General features: G+C 55.3%; 10 protein-coding genes. 2 read left to right on the forward strand and 8 right to left on the reverse strand.

Features of this window, described 5'->3' with window-relative positions:
- Nucleotides 1-408: 408 nt before the first annotated feature.
- The 8 genes from IPP35_05340 to IPP35_05375 form a co-directional block, all read right to left on the reverse strand.
- Nucleotides 409-2,202: an ATP-binding protein gene (locus tag IPP35_05340; protein ID MBL0058522.1), complete on the reverse strand. Its 1,794-nt coding sequence runs from the start codon at nt 2,200-2,202 to the stop codon at nt 409-411.
- Entirely contained in the window at nt 2,199-3,239 is a 1,041-nt protein-coding gene (locus IPP35_05345; GenBank protein MBL0058523.1) for an SIR2 family protein, read from the reverse strand. The genes IPP35_05340 and IPP35_05345 overlap by 4 nt, the downstream gene beginning before the upstream one ends.
- A gap of 145 nt (nt 3,240-3,384) precedes the next feature.
- Entirely contained in the window at nt 3,385-6,150 is a 2,766-nt protein-coding gene (locus tag IPP35_05350; GenBank protein MBL0058524.1) for a DEAD/DEAH box helicase family protein, read from the reverse strand.
- A gap of 2 nt (nt 6,151-6,152) precedes the next feature.
- On the reverse strand, nt 6,153-8,003 hold the full coding sequence (locus IPP35_05355) for a site-specific DNA-methyltransferase (GenBank protein ID MBL0058525.1): 1,851 nt from the start codon (nt 8,001-8,003) through the stop codon (nt 6,153-6,155).
- Between the two features lie 8 nt (nt 8,004-8,011).
- Nucleotides 8,012-10,867, reverse strand: a complete 2,856-nt coding sequence (locus IPP35_05360; GenBank protein MBL0058526.1) for an ATP-dependent helicase — start codon at nt 10,865-10,867, stop codon at nt 8,012-8,014.
- Nucleotides 10,864-11,583: a DNA repair protein RadC gene (gene radC / locus IPP35_05365; GenBank protein MBL0058527.1), complete on the reverse strand. Its 720-nt coding sequence runs from the start codon at nt 11,581-11,583 to the stop codon at nt 10,864-10,866. Before radC ends, IPP35_05360 begins: the two co-directional genes overlap by 4 nt.
- 375 nt (nt 11,584-11,958) lie before the next feature.
- Nucleotides 11,959-12,243 (reverse strand): hypothetical protein, encoded by a 285-nt coding sequence (locus IPP35_05370; protein ID MBL0058528.1) that lies wholly within the window; start codon nt 12,241-12,243, stop codon nt 11,959-11,961.
- A gap of 2 nt (nt 12,244-12,245) precedes the next feature.
- Nucleotides 12,246-14,984: a hypothetical protein gene (locus IPP35_05375; GenBank protein MBL0058529.1), complete on the reverse strand. Its 2,739-nt coding sequence runs from the start codon at nt 14,982-14,984 to the stop codon at nt 12,246-12,248.
- A 324-nt stretch (nt 14,985-15,308) separates the two neighbouring features.
- On the opposite strand from IPP35_05375, the gene IPP35_05380 reads away from it, so the two are divergent.
- Entirely contained in the window at nt 15,309-15,593 is a 285-nt protein-coding gene (locus tag IPP35_05380; GenBank protein MBL0058530.1) for a metal-sensing transcriptional repressor, read from the forward strand.
- Between the two features lie 3 nt (nt 15,594-15,596).
- Nucleotides 15,597-16,418, forward strand: a complete 822-nt coding sequence (locus tag IPP35_05385) for a thermonuclease family protein (GenBank protein ID MBL0058531.1) — start codon at nt 15,597-15,599, stop codon at nt 16,416-16,418.
- The last annotated feature ends 3 nt before the right edge of the window (nt 16,419-16,421 follow it).

The raw sequence follows: 16,421 nt of genomic DNA on the forward strand, positions 1-16,421 counted from the left end.
ACCCCGCACCGGTCGAACGCCCGTCGCGGCGCCTGGTTTCCGGACTAGCGTCCTCCACCCATTTTCTCGCCTCCCACGGCTCGGGCATCAAACGCGCCGCAACTCCTGCCTCCGGTTCCAACGTTTCCCGCTTCGGTGCCACGGGAAAAGCCGCGCGGCCAGAGGCCGCGCCCCGCTTCCGCCCCGGCCCCGCAGGGGCTCCACCTCCCAACCCGCCGGTCCCCTATGGGCTTCGCCCTTTCTTCCCGCGCGCATATTAAGTATTCCTCTTCCTTGCCGTTAAACAGCGTCCCGGCGTTGGGGGCTTGGGTGCACACGGGGACCGTGGGCACCAGGCCCCCGCTTTTGGGACCACAATTAAAAACATTCTTGGTCTGCCAAAGATTTTTGGCGATCAGGGGTCCGGGTTTAGCCCCGAAGTGTTGCCGCTGTGCGAGATTGTCGACGAAGAGTTTCGATCGCTTCAGCAATCCCATCAGAATCCGGGGCTTTTTCGCCCCACTCCTGCCAGAAGTTCCGGGTTTGGCTCAGCGGTTCAATGGTTGGAAATTTCAGCTTAATTCGGGCAGGAAGAAGGATCGCGTCGCCCAGTAACAAGGCCTCCCCCGTGTCGAGAAGCGGCAAGCCGTCAAGAACCCCCGCCATCGAATCGGGCATAAGGCGCCGGACGACATTTTGATCCTGATCGTTAGTCAGGCGTAAGATGAGGAAATTATTGCACTGGCTAAGGATGGTTCTGCTCACGTCCGATGGGCGTTGGCTCACCACAAGAAGGGAGACGCCATATTTCCGGCCTTCTTTAGCGATTCGTTCGAAGGAGTAGAGGGCTTGTTTCTCGACAGCGTCCGCATCGTCACGGACCGGTAAGTAAAGATGCGCTTCGTCGCACACGAAGACAAACGGGGTCCGCTTTTCCGGTTGCATCCAGAACTGGACGTCGTATAGCAATCGTGCAAATACACCTGTGACGACGGGGAGCACGTCCGAGGGAACCTCAGAGAAATCCACCACCTTGATGCCATGCTTTCCCACACCGGGGGATAATAGTTTTGCGATTTGCTTTCCGAGCCAGTCGTAATTTAGGGCAACCTCTGGTGGGTTAAACATAAAGCCGTACCGGCGGTCCTCCGCCTTGGCTTCGAGACGAGAAATAAATCGCGTCAATTTCCCGTTCCAATCTCCCTTGATTTCTTTATCCTTCGCCCCAGGCTTCATGCCTGTGTCATCCTCTTGTAACTTTTCGAGAAGTTCGCTGAGTTTGTAGGGCACGGGGGAGTCCACGGTGAATGTCGCGCGGACCGTCTCTTGCTTCTCGGTCTTCAAGGTCTTGTCCTTTAACTCCCGCACATGGGTTGTAAATCTCGCTGCCTGGTTGGGCGCATTCTGATCGCTACGGTCCAAGATCATGGAAAGCATCTCTTCTCGGTTCAGGAGCCAATACGGCAGAAAAAGTGTGTTTTCCGGTGGATTGATCAGATCTCCCGGACCGGCAATCTTGAATGCGGCGGCAATAGAATTGGGCACCGTGCCGGTCTTAGAGGCAGGCGGGTTTGCAAGCGGGGAATACTCGCCGTGCATATCAAACACGATGATGTTCGCGTGTTTGCGAGCGTATGCACGTTCCAGGATTAGCGAGACCGCGCAACTTTTGCCCGAGCCGGTACTCCCGAGAATTGCTGCGTGCCTCTGGAAGAACCGATCACCGTTAGCGATTGCGGCGGCCGAGCGGTCGATGACGAAGTGACCGAGTTCGAGCCGTTGTGTCTCATCAAGGTCTTTTCCCATCAATCCCATGAACCGTTGAAGGTTTCCACCCTCAATGAGAAAACAATCACGATCGATTTGGGGGAACGAATCAGCACCTCGCTTAAACCGATTGTGGGCGGCTCCCGCAATGGTTCGATAAGTGCCAAGCAAGACAGCCCGGAGAGAATCGTCTGGGACGATCTCAACTACAAGCGTCGTGGGTGCCATCGCATCAGGCTGAGCTGTCTGCTCCCGAAGCTGTCGGGTCACACGTTCCGTCATGCCAATCAGAAATTCCTGAGCGGTCGTGCCCTGAATTGCGACAAGACTCCCGACTGCGGCACGCGGCAGGAGCGATGCGTTTTCTACCGCAATGATTACGCGGCTCGTATCAACGGAAGCGACCTTGCCGAGCTTGCTTGGAAAATCGAACGCCAAAACAGGTGAATCGCTCATGTAAGTAGCTCCCTTGCCAGAATTCCCAGATCCCATAAATCATGCCCCTGATGATCAAATCGGTGACCCCGCGTCACCATTGTGACTCCACCCCAGGCCACTGGCTTAGAAAGCCACACACATTTCGGTGAAATCTCCGCCAGCTGTTTAACCTTCAAGCTACCCGATTGGTTTAAAATCAGCGTGGGTGTTCCGGTGCGTATCTTTTTTTCAAGATGGGTTTGCAGGTGATCGTCATTGAACCCATAACCAACGACCAGTAGACGCCCGGCCCGGTTAATGTAGTCATTGGCCAAATCACGATGCTTGTCAAAGGGCGAGTTGTATCCAGCTCGGTATTTGTTGATGCCGGGAGTGATCATGAGCCGTTCCGCGTCCAGATCTAGACTGCAACGACGTGGGGCAATTCCGGATTGGTACCAGTCAAAACTTCCATGGGGTTTCAAGACGACCGCACGGGGAAAGTGATCGAGGACGGTAGCCCGAGCTCGAGTTGTTATTCCCCGGCATGATGCCATGCAACTTCGGGCATGGTCGAAAGTCCCCGCATAGTGCCCGACAGCGGTTGTGTCCACGTGGAAGCCGGCCATCTCGCATGCCAACTCGATGAGGCGATCATAGTTGGGTGTGAGGATCGGGAGCCCATTCGAAGGGTGCAACACCTTTGATAGAAATGTCGTCAAGCGTAGCGAGCGATCCCCACGGAGCACAGCGCTCATGACTTCGCGTTCCTTTGGCATTAACAGTGCGCAAGTTCTTTGCGCAATCCAGGTCTCAAGCGTGGTCGATGGCGGTTGTTTAAGTAGCGCAGCTTCTAATCCCTCTCCCGTTTCCAACAAGCCGCTGATCTGATTCCACAGCGTCGCGTCAGCTCCTGTCAGTTCGCCCGCGCTTCTATTGAGATGCGCACCAAGCTCAGGCATCCCCGGGAACCCCTCAGCGGCAGACAACCCAGACCCAATCACCAAGCAGAGACCATCGGTGAAGTGCCCCTGCAAGAATGCGACCAGTGAGTTGAAGTCCATTTTCTCGGTCAATTCCGCTACCGCCTCAAATACAGTTACTTACTAAAAAGTTTTTTACAAGACATGACAAAGCCAGCCGGATGGGGAACAATAGCGTTTGAGTGGGTCTTCCCGTGAAACGGATAATCAATCGTTTCCGCTAGCTCCCTCGGGCTTGTCATGCCAGAGAGGTTGTGAGGTCGGCGACAGTCGTTGGTTTTCGCGCCTCGAAGTCTGCCTGGTCAACGCGGACGTAGCGCCAGGCGGTTCCTGTTGCCTGGGAGATGCGGTCACACCATCCACCGATCGCCTCGTCCTTGGCCGCCGTCCCCTCCCACACGCGTCCCTTCGTCTCAATGATCCAGTTGACCTCTCCCGTCTTTGACTTCTGCACGACCACCCAGTCGGGGTGATAGAAGCCGATGGCTCCACTTGCTTTGAGGTAGTCCACTCGGAATTGCGTGCCGGACTCGCCTTGCTCCGTGGTCCCGAGCGCGGCGAAGCGCAGAACATCGGATGCCTTTAGGTCGAGAAACTCGGCGAAACGTCGCTCGAAGTTGTTGTATGTCGCCACGAAATTGAAGACTGTCTTTTTCGCGACGAGCGGAGGGGGCAGGTTTCTCCGCCAGCTAAAGGGTTTGGTCTCGGATAGCTTGTAGTTCGCCCGATCAAATTCGATCGTACGGCGGTCAATGGTCAGCTCGGCAATTTTGCGCGCGAGGTATTTGGCGATACCCTCTTGGATCTCAAGCCGCGACAGGTGAGAACGAATCGCGTCGCTCTCCAGGTCAACCTTCTTCCCGAAGCAGTGTTTGGTAACGTAATCGCGCACCGCGGGATACAATTCGGCGAAGCGGTTTGGCAGTTTCGCTCGCTCGATGACCTTATTGGTGATGGAACCGAGCAGATCCTGGGGCGGAGGAAGTTCACCGGCTCCGATATCAACCTGGCTGACTTCCGTCTCCGTGGTGGCGAATTCGAGCTTCAGTTTAACCCGATACACCTCCGCAAGATCTTCCTGCTCATACACCGGTTTAAGCAACTCGACGTTCAGTTCCGAAAGCTTGCGGATGTTGAACTCCAGGCTCGGCTTTGTGATCGGGATCGCGATGTCGTAGTCGATCCGTTCCTTCACCGGCTCAATGATGATCGGTCTCGGCGGATCGGTCTTGGTCGTCGTGACGCCGACGCCTTCGGCCTCGAGCTGGTTTCGTAGAACGTCCAGAAGGTTGCGGGTTCCCAGAACTTCAAGGGTCTGCGTTCGGTCTGGGCTAATGTGGGGCATCAGCCGCAGTCCACGCCCGATGACCTGTTCCGGCAAAATTTCGGCCTTGGCGGTAAACGGCCGTAAACCAAGCACCACGGTGACGTTCTTCACGTCCCAACCCTCGCGGAGCATCATCACGCTTACGATGGCCTTGATCTGGTTGTCCGGCTTATCAATATCCCGCACCAGTTCCCGCGCTTTTTCTAGACTAGCTTGGGTGATTTCACCGGTGGAGTCCGTATGGATCACGCTAACCTCAGATTCCTTGAAACCAAATTCCTTCGTCTTCCAGAGGTACTCACCCAGCGCGTCGGCATAGACGTTTTTCTCCGCCATTATGAAAAGCACCGGCTTGGTGTCGAGCATCTTGTAAACGCTCCAATGGTCCTTCCATCGCTGGACGGCGGCGCGTAGCCAATAGCCATATTTCTCGGCGACGTTGTCCTTGGTGATGTGGTCGGGGTCGTCTTTCGGTTGTTTGGGGTCGTCTTCCTTGGTAACGATGATTGGCGCCTTGACGATGCGATCCTCAACCGCTTGGGCGAGCGGGTAGTCGCAGACAGTCCAGGGGAAATACATCCCGTTCTGGTCCTTGGGCGTCGCGGAAAAGTCGAGCCAGAGGCCGAGGCCCTTGGGAAGGGTCCGGTGGATCGCCAATAATGACTGGCTCCAGGAAAGGTCCTCATCGTGGACGTGGTGAGCCTCGTCGTTCAGCACCACGAGGTCCTTCATCGACTTGACCCGCTCCAGCATGGACCGCTGACTGACGGCCAAGTCTTTGACCGGCTTCTTACCCAGTAACGCATCCACGGCATTTTGGGGAGTCCACTCCTTGTCGCGCGACTCGTAAAGCTGGTGGACGTTGGTCAGAAATAAGTTGCCCGAGGCGTCCGGCTCGGTGGCCTCGCCGCGCAAGATCACCTTAGGCTCAAATGGCTTCCATTCGGGTGGAACGAGGGGTAACTGTCTAAAAATGTTATTGCTGGCGAAGTCCTTTTCCAACCGCTGATAAACAATGACGTTCGGAGCGACGATCAAGAAGTTGGTCGAAAGCTCTGACCCAGGCACGCGTTTTTTGTGGAAGTAAGACCACACCACCGCCATGGCGATCACCCAGGTCTTGCCCGACCCAGTGGCCATCTTGAAAGCAAAGCGGCGAAGGTCTTCCGGCGGGAGGTCTTGCACGCCTTCAGAGTCAAGTTCGGGCACGTAGCGGCGAATCTGGCGTTTGCCGTCCATTGTCGTCTGGAAAACAATGTTGTCGGAGAAAAGATCCTTTTTGAATTTTGTGGCGTGGGACAGGATCAACTTCTGTGCGTCGCGCTCACCGGCAATTTCAACCAACCAGACCAGTGTTTCGATCGCTTCGCGCTGGCAGAAGTAATATCGGAAGGGGACCGGGAAGTTCGCCACTTCGTGGTCTTCGTCAAACCAATATTCAAAAAGCCGCCGAGTCACGTCCGACGCACCGGGGTAACCCTGCTCCCGCCACGCGTCCACCGCTGTGCGAATTTTCGGCACCAGCAGGAGTTGGCTCGGTCGCCGTCCTGAAGTGTCTTCCCTCCATCCCGTCGGCGCAACGGGGTCTTTCTGGAGGAAAGATGTCGGCTTTTCCCACGGACGGCGGCCGGAAATCTCCGGCAGTTCCTTGTCGTAAGCGACGACGGCCCTGGGCATGGCTATTTCACTTCCACGTCGAAAGCCTGAGAAGTGTCGTTTCCGAAAATATCGATCACCTTAACCAAGATGCGGTATTTACCTGGTTTCTCGTAATTGTGCGGATCGCAGGCGAGTGGGAGCGAGCGCTCCTTTCGGGTTCGGTAGGCGACCCAGCCTTGCATGAAGGTGTCGTTCTGAAAGTCCCAGTCCACTGACCAATAGTCAATAAAGTCCGACCACTTTTTGACCTTGCTTCGCACTTCTTCTGGGATCAGATCGGTGTTGGGGATGACAAAGTCCTTGAGTTCGACCTGCGCCGTCAGTTTCTTGGGTTTCTTAATCTCGGCTTCGAGGTAAGCCAGCTCAAAGAATCGCACGTCACCCTTCGCGGCGGCCTGCTGTTCCATGACCTCGCGGGGGATTTGCAAGAGCAGGAGTTTCACACCCTTCTTCTTGGAGGCCTCGACCATCAGGTCGTAGAGCCCCATCTCCCATTCCCAGCCGAGGACGTGAAGTTCGCTCTGTTTGAGCTTTGCGCATTCGTCCACGGCCGCGTCTATTTCGGAGATCGTTACCGGTGCGTCCACTGCGCCGATGTGGATCATGGCCTTGCCCTTCTTGCCGTGCAGATGGGCCATGCCAGCCACCGGCCGGGCACTGTAAAGCTTGAGGATGAAAGCGAGATATTCGAAGAGCGCCTGTTCCGTCAGCGGCTTCTCCTTGGTGTTGCCAAAAGTCACGCCCTGCCAGTATTGACGTTCGTATTTGCCGAGGTTGAGAACCTCAAACGGTTTACAGTTCTCGATGCCAAGGAGACGCTTACGAGAGACGTGGGTTCCCCAACGCCCTAAATCGCACCCAATCCAACGGCGGCCAAGCCTTTCGGCAACGGCAAGCGTGGTGCCGGAGCCGCAGAAAAAGTCGGCTACGACCTGCCCCTCTTTTGACGCAGCTTTAACGATACGATCAAGAAGAGGCCACGGTTTCTCGGTCGCGTAGCCCGTTCGCATTACTCCATCGACAGGAGAACGTGCCGCGATCGCCATTTCCCACCAGTCTTCTGGGACTTTCCCCTTCTCCGCCAAATCATAGGTATCCGCAACGAATCCGGATCCTTTCAGTCCCTTCTTGAAGTTGTCTAAAGTCTTTTCGTGATGGGCAACGCGCACTTCATTCGCATTAAAACACCACTTAGCAGACTTGGCGTACCAAAATATGGTGTCATGCTTCCGGTTGAACTGGCGCATTCCAGGAGAACCAGGTCCGGTGTAGCACCAGGCTATCTCGTTCACCATCCGATCGCGCCCAAATACATCATCGCAGATACTCTTCAGATAGTGTCCGATGTGCCAATCGCAGTGAAGGAAAAGCGAACCGTCGTTCGTAAGTAGATCCCGCATCAGCACAAGACGCTGGGACATCATGCTGAGAAAGGACGAGTCACCCCGCCCCCAAGTATCTCGGTAAGCCTTCTCCTCAATGGCAGACTGCTCCTTCTCAACCTCAATACCTTTTTCCCCAATTTCTGCCATGAATGAAAAATCAGCCCCCGTCGCAAACGGCGGATCGATATAAATAAGGTCGATTTTTCCTGCGAACTTTTCCAGCAGTGACCCCATCACCAGCAGATTTTCCCCCCAAATCAGTTTGTTCCGCCATCCCGCCTCAAATGTGTCTCCCTCCTTGCCTTGATAGAAGTCGAAAAGAGAGGGCGTGTTGGTCTTCTTCGCTTCGCGCGTGGCGCGGCTCTCGTTGACGGTCTCAATGACCTGGAAGGGCAGGCTCACACGGGGCACTTCCTTGAGCGTGCCGTCTTCATTGTATTTGCCGGGCCAAACTAGCTCGGTCTTTGTGATCTCAATTTTCGCCATGTTTTTCCTCAGTCCTTCATCGTAATAATTCCATCAGATCGGCACAGGCCGCGCAGATCGCACTCTTTGCAGATGGCCGCTTCGGGCGGTTGTGTCACCCGGAACTCCTCGGCCTGGATCCGCGCCACCACTTGGTCGAAGTAGCGGCCGGCCTCGTCGATTCTTTCGGGGCGGTATGGGAAGGCCATGAGCGCCTGGGCTTTCTGTTCTTCCGCCGTCCAGTATAGCAACAACCGGTCCACACGTTTGTTGTATCGCCGCTCCAGAATGTGAGCGTAGGTGCAGAGCTGGCGTTCGTAGGCCTCCAGCAGTGCGGGGCTGTCGGTGGGGCGCGGAGAGGTTTTGAAATCCAGCAGTTCCAACCTGCCGTCACCGCCGAGCAGGAGGTCCACTTTTCCCGAGAGGATATAGCCGTCTTTTTCCAACGAGACGGCAACTTCGGTCTGAATGACCCGCCGCATCTCCTCCCGGTTCTGGCGGAAATAGTTCATAACTTGGCGCAAGGCTGACACTCGGGCGGCGTCGCCGATGGGCCGCACGTCGCTCATGCAGAGGAAGCGGAAGGTGCGGTCGAACAGTTCCCGGATGCGTGACTCGTCCAGCGTTTCGAGTTTACCATCGAGACTAATGCGGTGGATTTCTTCGATGGTCTGGTGCACCAGCAAGCCGAAGAAAATGACAGCCGACCGGGACGGCGTGAAGTCATACTCGCGGAAGAATTGATATTGGCGGGGGCAGGTCTCGTAAATCTTGAGATCGCCGGTAAAGCTGTAACTCTTCTTGACTGGCATCCTTTCACGCAATGCGAAACGCTGGGCCGCCAATATCTCCTTCTCCACATAGGGCCACTGCGGAAGCCCTTGCCATATGGGCGCGAAATGGCTCTTTGGGGGGGCGTGGGCAGTGAGGACGAGGACCTTCTGTGGCCGCGAGAAGGCGACGTAGTGCAGGCGCATCCGGTCAAAAAGGGTGATCCGGTTCTCGGGCTCGAAGCGCGGCCGATGATAGTAGGGACCAAGGTCGCGGTCGATTTGTTTCTGGCTTGATATCTGGGCGCTGAGGCTCCCCACAACGACGACCGGGAATTCCAGCCCCTTCGCCTGATGGATGGTCATTACCTGGACGTGGCCCTTGGGGAAAGGCCGGTCAGGGTCTTCGTATTCGTTTATGCCACCGTCGTGAAGTAGCCGCAGGAAGCTGTTGAAGAAATGAAAGCGCAGAAACTCGCGGTTTTGGTGAGTGACGACGGTATAGTGGTAATAGCTCTGGAAGACGTTCAGGAGTTGGGAAAAATGCGCGAGGTTTCGCGCGGCGTTCTCGTTCTTGACCTCCTTGGCGAAAGGCGCCAGGGCGAGCAAGCGGTAGAAGTAGTCGGCCGGGCGAAAGTCCAGGGACTCGCCCTCACCGAGGGCCGCGATCCCCCCGACCCAGTTTTGCAGTGAATGCGCCAGCGGATGCGGGGCTATGTAAGCTTTCGCCAATTCGACGATCCCTTCGTCCACGTAGATCGCAAGTTCCGCAACGGCGCCTGCCACCGGACCCCGCCCGTCGCCGTGCCAGCCTAATATAATGGCGTAACAGGCGACCAGGAGGCGGATCTCTTCATTCTCGAAGAAGGCGCGGGACCGGGGGCAGAAGGTGGGGATACCGCGCGCCGCAAGTGCGGCGAGGTAAGAGCCGCTGTGGTCTTCCCTCACGCTGTGCAGGAGCAGGGCCACTTGGCTGTAGTCCTCGATGACCGCACTGCGCTTAAGGAACTCAACAAGCTCCGCGAAACGCTCGGCCTCGTCGCGTGGGTCGCGACCCCAGATGCTGATGACCGCCGGATAGTCCGGATGCCCGCCGTTCGGATCGGCCTCGATGGTCTTGGCGAAACGAAACGGCACGCCGCCCGGGTTGGACCAGTCGGCGGAAGCCATCCAACGATCATAACGCTGGACTATGGCGCGGTGGGAGCGGTAGTTCGTGGTGAGCCGAACGACAGGACACTTTGGGAAGCGGCTGGGAAACTCAAGAATATTGCGAACTGTGGCACCACGAAACCGGTACAGACTCTGGTCCTCATCACCCACGACGCAGAGGTTACCGGTCGGCTCAGTGAGCTTAAGCAGGAGTTGCTCTTGGACGTAGTTCGTGTCCTGATACTCATCCACCATCACATAACGGATTTCTCTGGCGATCGCGGCGCTGTGCTCAGGGTGTAGGAGAAGATTGTGGACGATGTTCTGTAGATGGGCGAAGTCAATGCGGTTGTTGGCAAAGAGGGTGGATTCGTAGGCGCGGTAAGCGCGGGCGAGGTTTTGGGTGAATATATCGGGCGAGGCAGATAGCCTGGAGGGATCGACCAGTTCTTCAGTAATCTTATCGAAGTATCCACGTGCCCCCTCAATTGCGGTCCAGCGGGTCCTCCACTTTCCGAGGTAGAGGTCATTTACTTCGGGGCCAATGATCTCGTCAAAATGCTCAAAAATAAAGAGGAGTTGGGTCAGATCATCCAGCGTCTCATAGCTGTTGCCAAGATCGGTCCGGTGACGGTGCCGAGTAAGCAGTTGGTTGCATAGCCCGTGGATGGTCGAAACTCGTAGCTCCGATAAATCTCCCCGATAGCCGACTTTTTGGGCGGCGGCGGAGAGGCGGTCGCGCATTTCAAATGCGGCCTTCTCCGTGAAAGTGCAGAGCACCATCTCCTTCGCCGTGGCTCTCCCAAGGAGGAGCAGGTTGAGCGTGCGCAACACGATGCTGTAGGTCTTGCCCGATCCGGGGCCGGCCACGGCGAGAAGCGGGCCGCCCACGTGCCCGACGACCTCGCGTTGCGCCTCGTTTAGGTCCGGGTAGTGTTCAAGGATGGCGGGGGCTATGGTCACAGGAGGCCGGCTTTCCGAAAGCTAAACACCTCGTCAGCGGAGACGATCAGATGATCGAGGATCTTGATATTCACGGTCTCCGCCGCAAGCACGAGCGCGCGCGTAAGAGTCTTGTCCTGTTCGCTTGGCTTGACCTGGCCGTTTGGGTGATTGTGGGCGAGGACCAGAGCAGAGGCTCCGCGTTTGAGCGCAGACTCGATGACTCGGCGCGGGTAAACGGTCGCTCGGTCAATTGTTCCTTCTTCCAACCGGTCCACCCCGTCTCGGAGCAGGCGGTGGCCGCTGTCAAGATATGCCACCTCGAAAACTTCATTGGGAAGCGCCCCGATTCGCACCCGCCAGAAAGCCAAAAGCCGGTCCGGGTCGGCCAGAGACTCTGTTCCTTCGGCCGACTGTTGGAGGTAAAGCGTGGCGGCGGCGCGGATGAAATGGAGCGCCACCGGCGCAACCGACCCAATCCCACTGATCTTTTGCAAATCATCAAGCGGCGCATCTAGGATGCCCCTGAGATTGCCAAAGCGGGAAATTAATGTTTTGGCTAGTTCTTTTACATCTGAACGTGGGATGGCAAGGGTGAGGAGTAATTCGACGACCTCGTGACTGTTGAAGCCATTAAATCCGGTTTGGAGGAACCGTTCACGGAGCCTTTTTCGATGGCCGAGGTAGTGCGGGCCAGTCATAAAAAACAATCCCATACAGGAGATCGCTGTAAGCAAATAAATAAATGACCGACTCTCACGTCCGCGTCGTTTTTGGTCATAACGCGCTTATTTTGAAACCGTGGAAAAATGCGCTGCCCCTGATTGAAGGAATAAAAAGGTTGTCAATATTCTTCCCAAGTCCAATCCAAGTGTTTTGTTCCGTCGTTGATTCGCCCGAGAATCTCAGTCCGCCGGTCTTTTGCCCAATTTGGCATTTCATTCTTCCACTTTTCAGGCGAGGGTAAATAAATCACCGACGGGCTGTGCGCAAGTGGTTCAACGCCCAGCTCAAGCTTGTTAGCTCCTTCCATGTATCGAATATACTTAAAACTAATATGGATACCATATGCTTCCAAAATCCATGTTTCTCCTTTAGTTAGGTTCCAAAATTTATCGGGTTAGAAAAAAACCATTATTGAGAGCAAAGCCATACGTTTCAAGGGTAAAACCTGGATGAGCCCTCTTAATTTCCTTCAAAGCCTCCGGTTCTTCTAACTTCTTTTGCCTAACCATCTCGGCGCAATGCTCTGCATAATCGATAAGAGCTTTGGCTTTTCCTATTGCATATTCAATTTCTGCTTTTCCACAGTCTTTTCGTTGCTTGGAAAGCAATTCTTGCGCAATTTCAATTGTGTGATCCCTAACCAGGCAAAAAGCATCATCGAGTATGTTCATCATTAGTCCTTGTAGGACCACCTGTGAATGTTCTTGTTCTGCTGCAGAGCAGGAAATTCATGCTGATAAAATGTCCGAGTTCCTTCCGACTTGTGCACAAACAATGTAATTTCACCTGAGGCTCCTGCCGCATATTTTTGGGAGGCACGGTTCCAAATTAACTCGGCTTGCTCCCTTGTGACAGGGCTGTTACCGCCTCTACCAAAAAGGTCAAATTTTTCCAGCCATTTCCCTCCGTTGGTATCCTCTATGGACCATTTATTTGTAGCGGTTTTATATGAGAAGGCGGACGTTCGGCTACCCTCCCCAGAATAAAAAATAGCCTTATTTGGCGGAGAAGAAAGATCAAGATTGTCCACTTCCCGCATAAAGAATTGAAAGGGATCTTCGTTTCGCCAAGGTTTTTGTTTTAGGGTTTGAGTTTCCACCGCAGTCACAGTTTTTGAGACAGAACCAGCTTCCCCCGCTACAGGTGGACCCATGTAAACGTGCCCTGCTTCGCTGTTCACGGTTTCGGCGATGGACCCATTTCCGTTTCGGAAAAATTCAACAACCCCAGTCAAAAACCCTCTGACAGTGCCTACGATCGATGAGTCGATGCTTTTCATGCTGTTCGAGGCGGTGGCCCCAACCACCACAGGGGCGGTCAAGAGGACCGAGTAGAAGCTGGCCGCTTCTGGGGTGAGCCCCATAGCCTCAAAGGCCTTTTGGGAGATGACCCCCGCCCCCACGACGACCACGGTCGTGGCCGGCTGAGTCGCCAAGCCAAATCCCACCCCCACAACGGCCGCGACACCGGCCACGGCCAGGACTCCATGGCCCACGGCCCCCATGGTCTTGGGGTATTTCTCGGACGCCTTGTCCAGATGGTCGAAGATGGCTTCGTCAAAATCTTTGCTGACGCCCTGGTAGTTTTGCTCCAAGGCACTGGCCGTTTTTTTCACTGCATTTCCAACGTTGTCTGGCCGCGCGACCAACAGGTGGTCACGGATCGCTTTGACTTCCACAACCTTCAGGATCTGCTCGGCTGGGGTGATGATCCCTTGTTTTGCCATCTCGTTCAGGGCTTTAACGGCATTCGTGGACTGAATACGGATGTCGTTTTTTTGTTCTTGGAAGTATGGCGCGGCGTCGTTGATTTGTTCCTTGGTTATTTCGGAGCCTTTCATGCTCGCGGGGTCGGCTTGGGCCGCCATGGCTCCGTAGGCTTGTTCCAAACCTTTGACCGCCCTCTTGTAGGCCTGGAAGGTCTCCACCTGGGTTTGTTGTGTCTTGATTTGATCGGTTAGGGCGTTTTGCGTTGCCTCGATGTCGGTCACGGCGTTGGCCACGGCGCCGTAGTTGCCCTGGTCCATGTGTTGAGCTAGAACGTTGGCCTGGACTTGGAGGGTTTTGGCCGTCTCCGCTTGGGTCTTTACGGGTTCCTTGGTTTGGAAATTGACTGTCGCTGGGGTCCCGGTGACTTTGTGAAGGCTCTCCATGTGATGGTTGGACAGGTTCACGGCCCCCTGGGTGTCATCGCTCAGTTTCTTTGACTGTTTGGTCAGGTCAGCTGATTTGCTTTGAACCGCCGAATTCTTTCCTTCCAGCTGGGTCAGGGAAAACAGTTCCCCCTTTTCGGACCCATAGAACTTTTCTTTTCCTCGGTTCATGTAAAGGTTGTTGATTTGGTAGATGGCCCCTTTGAGCTTCATCTCCGCCTGGGCGAGGGTTAAGGGTTCCTTGCCATTCCCCAGGGATTGGAAGGCGTGGTTCTCGAGCCGGGCGTTTTGGAACGAGAGGACGACGGTGGGCGTTTGGCTTTCGGACCCTGGTTTTGTTCCTTCAAAGGTCATGGAAGCCCCGGCGGGGATTTTACCCACGCCGTCCATGGTCACCGGATGGGTCAAGTTAAAATTCGTCTTGGGCTCGACCCGGGCGAAGTCGATGCCCACGGGTTTGACGATCCCGTTCTCCCCGATCATCTTCACCGGGAGGAGTTTCCCGTCGGCCCTCGAAATTCCACCCAGGTCGGGACTGAGGGTCACGCCTTCGGTCAGGCTTATCCGGCCGTTGGAATTCAGTTGAAAGGTGGTTCCCGACTCCCAGGTTCGGCCTCCCTGCTGGGCCGTTTGGCTCGGGGGGACTTGGAAGGCGCCCCGGGACACTTCGCGGATGTTGGGGTTCTCTTTTAACACCATGTCCCGCTGGACCTGGTAGGTGATTTTGGCTTTATCAACGGCGAAGAACTGGACCGCCTTCGTGATAGACTGGCCAATGGCTTGGAACGTCGCTTTGATGGCGTTGACAACGGGCTTAAGGGCGTTAACGACGGCTCCCAAAAGGCCCTTGGGCTCCATACGGCTGACAGCCAGGGGTTTCGGGATTTCGGTTTTGAAGGATACCAGCGGTTTGGGTGATGCCGTTCCGAATTGAAACTTTGGTTGGGGAAGAGTGGGGGCGTTGTTGGGACTAAGCGTGAACGTGGGGGATTTGATTTCAATCCGCTGGCCAAAGCGAAACTGCAAGGCCGTGTTTTGGATCTGGATCTGCCTATCCAGTTGGGAGGTTAGGGAAAAGTTTTTTGGGGGTTTGTATCCGTTTTGGAAATCCTGGGCCCTGCTTGGCGTGTAGGCATACCGGTCCTCATTACGGGCAAAGGCGGGGGCGGCCTCGAGACTTACCAGGGCCAAACAAAGGGAAAGGGCGAAAGATTTTGTCAGCGCCAAGCGAATCTGGGAGGGAATGGCAAAATGGTTCATACGGGCCCCTAAGAAAATTCCATCTAGAGACTGAATGATTTTAGCACGGCATCGTCGAATATCAAAGGCATTTGTTTCTTCGGTTCAATGCCTTTGAATATTATTCTGGGGTCTGGCGGCGTGTTCCCTTTTGGGTTTTTTGGGTGGGCATTTGAAACAATCGCTCTGGCCCCATCGTTTCACTTTTGGCGGGGAACGTTTGAGGCGCAAGGAATACTCTCTGTTGCCGGGGGCATGGTGGAGTTTAGATTTTGTAGGATTCCCGCGACGAGGTTAACCGTTGAATCCGGCTCACGATGGGGATGCAGAGGAGGCGATCGTTGAATGGCTAAAGCCCGAAAACATATGGCAGAGAACTCACCAAAAAAGGTTCGATCGGTTTCGGATCTACGCCTCGCTCGTTTGGAGGGCCAAGTTCAAGCTCTTCGCCGAATGGTCGGAGTAACCGACGACTGGAAAAAGATGTTGACGCTCGCCGCCGCCATTGAGGGCGCGGCGGACCAGGCGACGGCTGACCTTTTTGAGAAATACCTGGAATCCTTAAATGGCGGGAAGGAACTTGGCGTGGACGCCAGGAAAGCTTTGGACTTGGTTTTAAGGCGGCTTTAGGGTATGGACAAAGGGACTGTTCTTTCAACCAACACTTTCAACAAGCTTGTCACCGACATTCAGGCCCTTATCAACCAGGGGCGGGAGCGGGCGAAGTCCGCCGCTAACTTAGAGCTTATCCGCACCTATTGGGCGGTGGGGTCCAGGATTGAGTCCGAAGGGTTGACGGAAAACGCGGGGTATGGGGACGCCATCATGGACAAGCTGGCGGACGCTTTGAGCGTGGATCGGTCCACGTTGGTTCGGTGTATTCAGTTTGTGCGGGCTTACCCGAAGGGGGTCCCGGAGACAGATTTAAATTGGAGCCAGATCAGGCTACTTTTGACCGTGGCCGACGCCAAGGAACGGGCCTATTATCAAGAGCGTGCAGAAAAGGAACACTGGACCCGGGACCAACTGGCGAAAGCGATAAACGCGGAGGTGGTATCAACCCCTGGCGGGAAACCCTCCAAGAAACTGAAACGCCCGGAAGGAGGCCCGTTTATCTACCGGGCGGAAGTTTTAAAAGTGAGCGACGGGGATTCCATGTTGGTTCGGTTAGACCTGGGCTTCCAGGTGCTCAAAGACCAGCGCATCCGGCTGGCGGGGGTGGACACGCCGCCCCTAAAAGAAGACGGCGGCGAAGAGGCCCTTGAATACGTTCAAACCCAAATGGCCAAAGCCAAGGTGGTGACTATCCGCACTATCAAGGTGGACATCTACGGCCGCTACGTCGGCCACGTATTTTACAGCTTCAACGAAAACGACGACTGGGAAAAAGTCTTCGCCAAGGGATTTTGGCTGAACCAGGAACTTTTGGATCGGGGCCTCGCACGGGCGCTATGAAGA

Source organism: Elusimicrobiota bacterium (assembly GCA_016721625.1).
In the GTDB taxonomy this organism is placed as follows: Bacteria; Elusimicrobiota; Elusimicrobia; order FEN-1173; family FEN-1173; genus JADKHR01.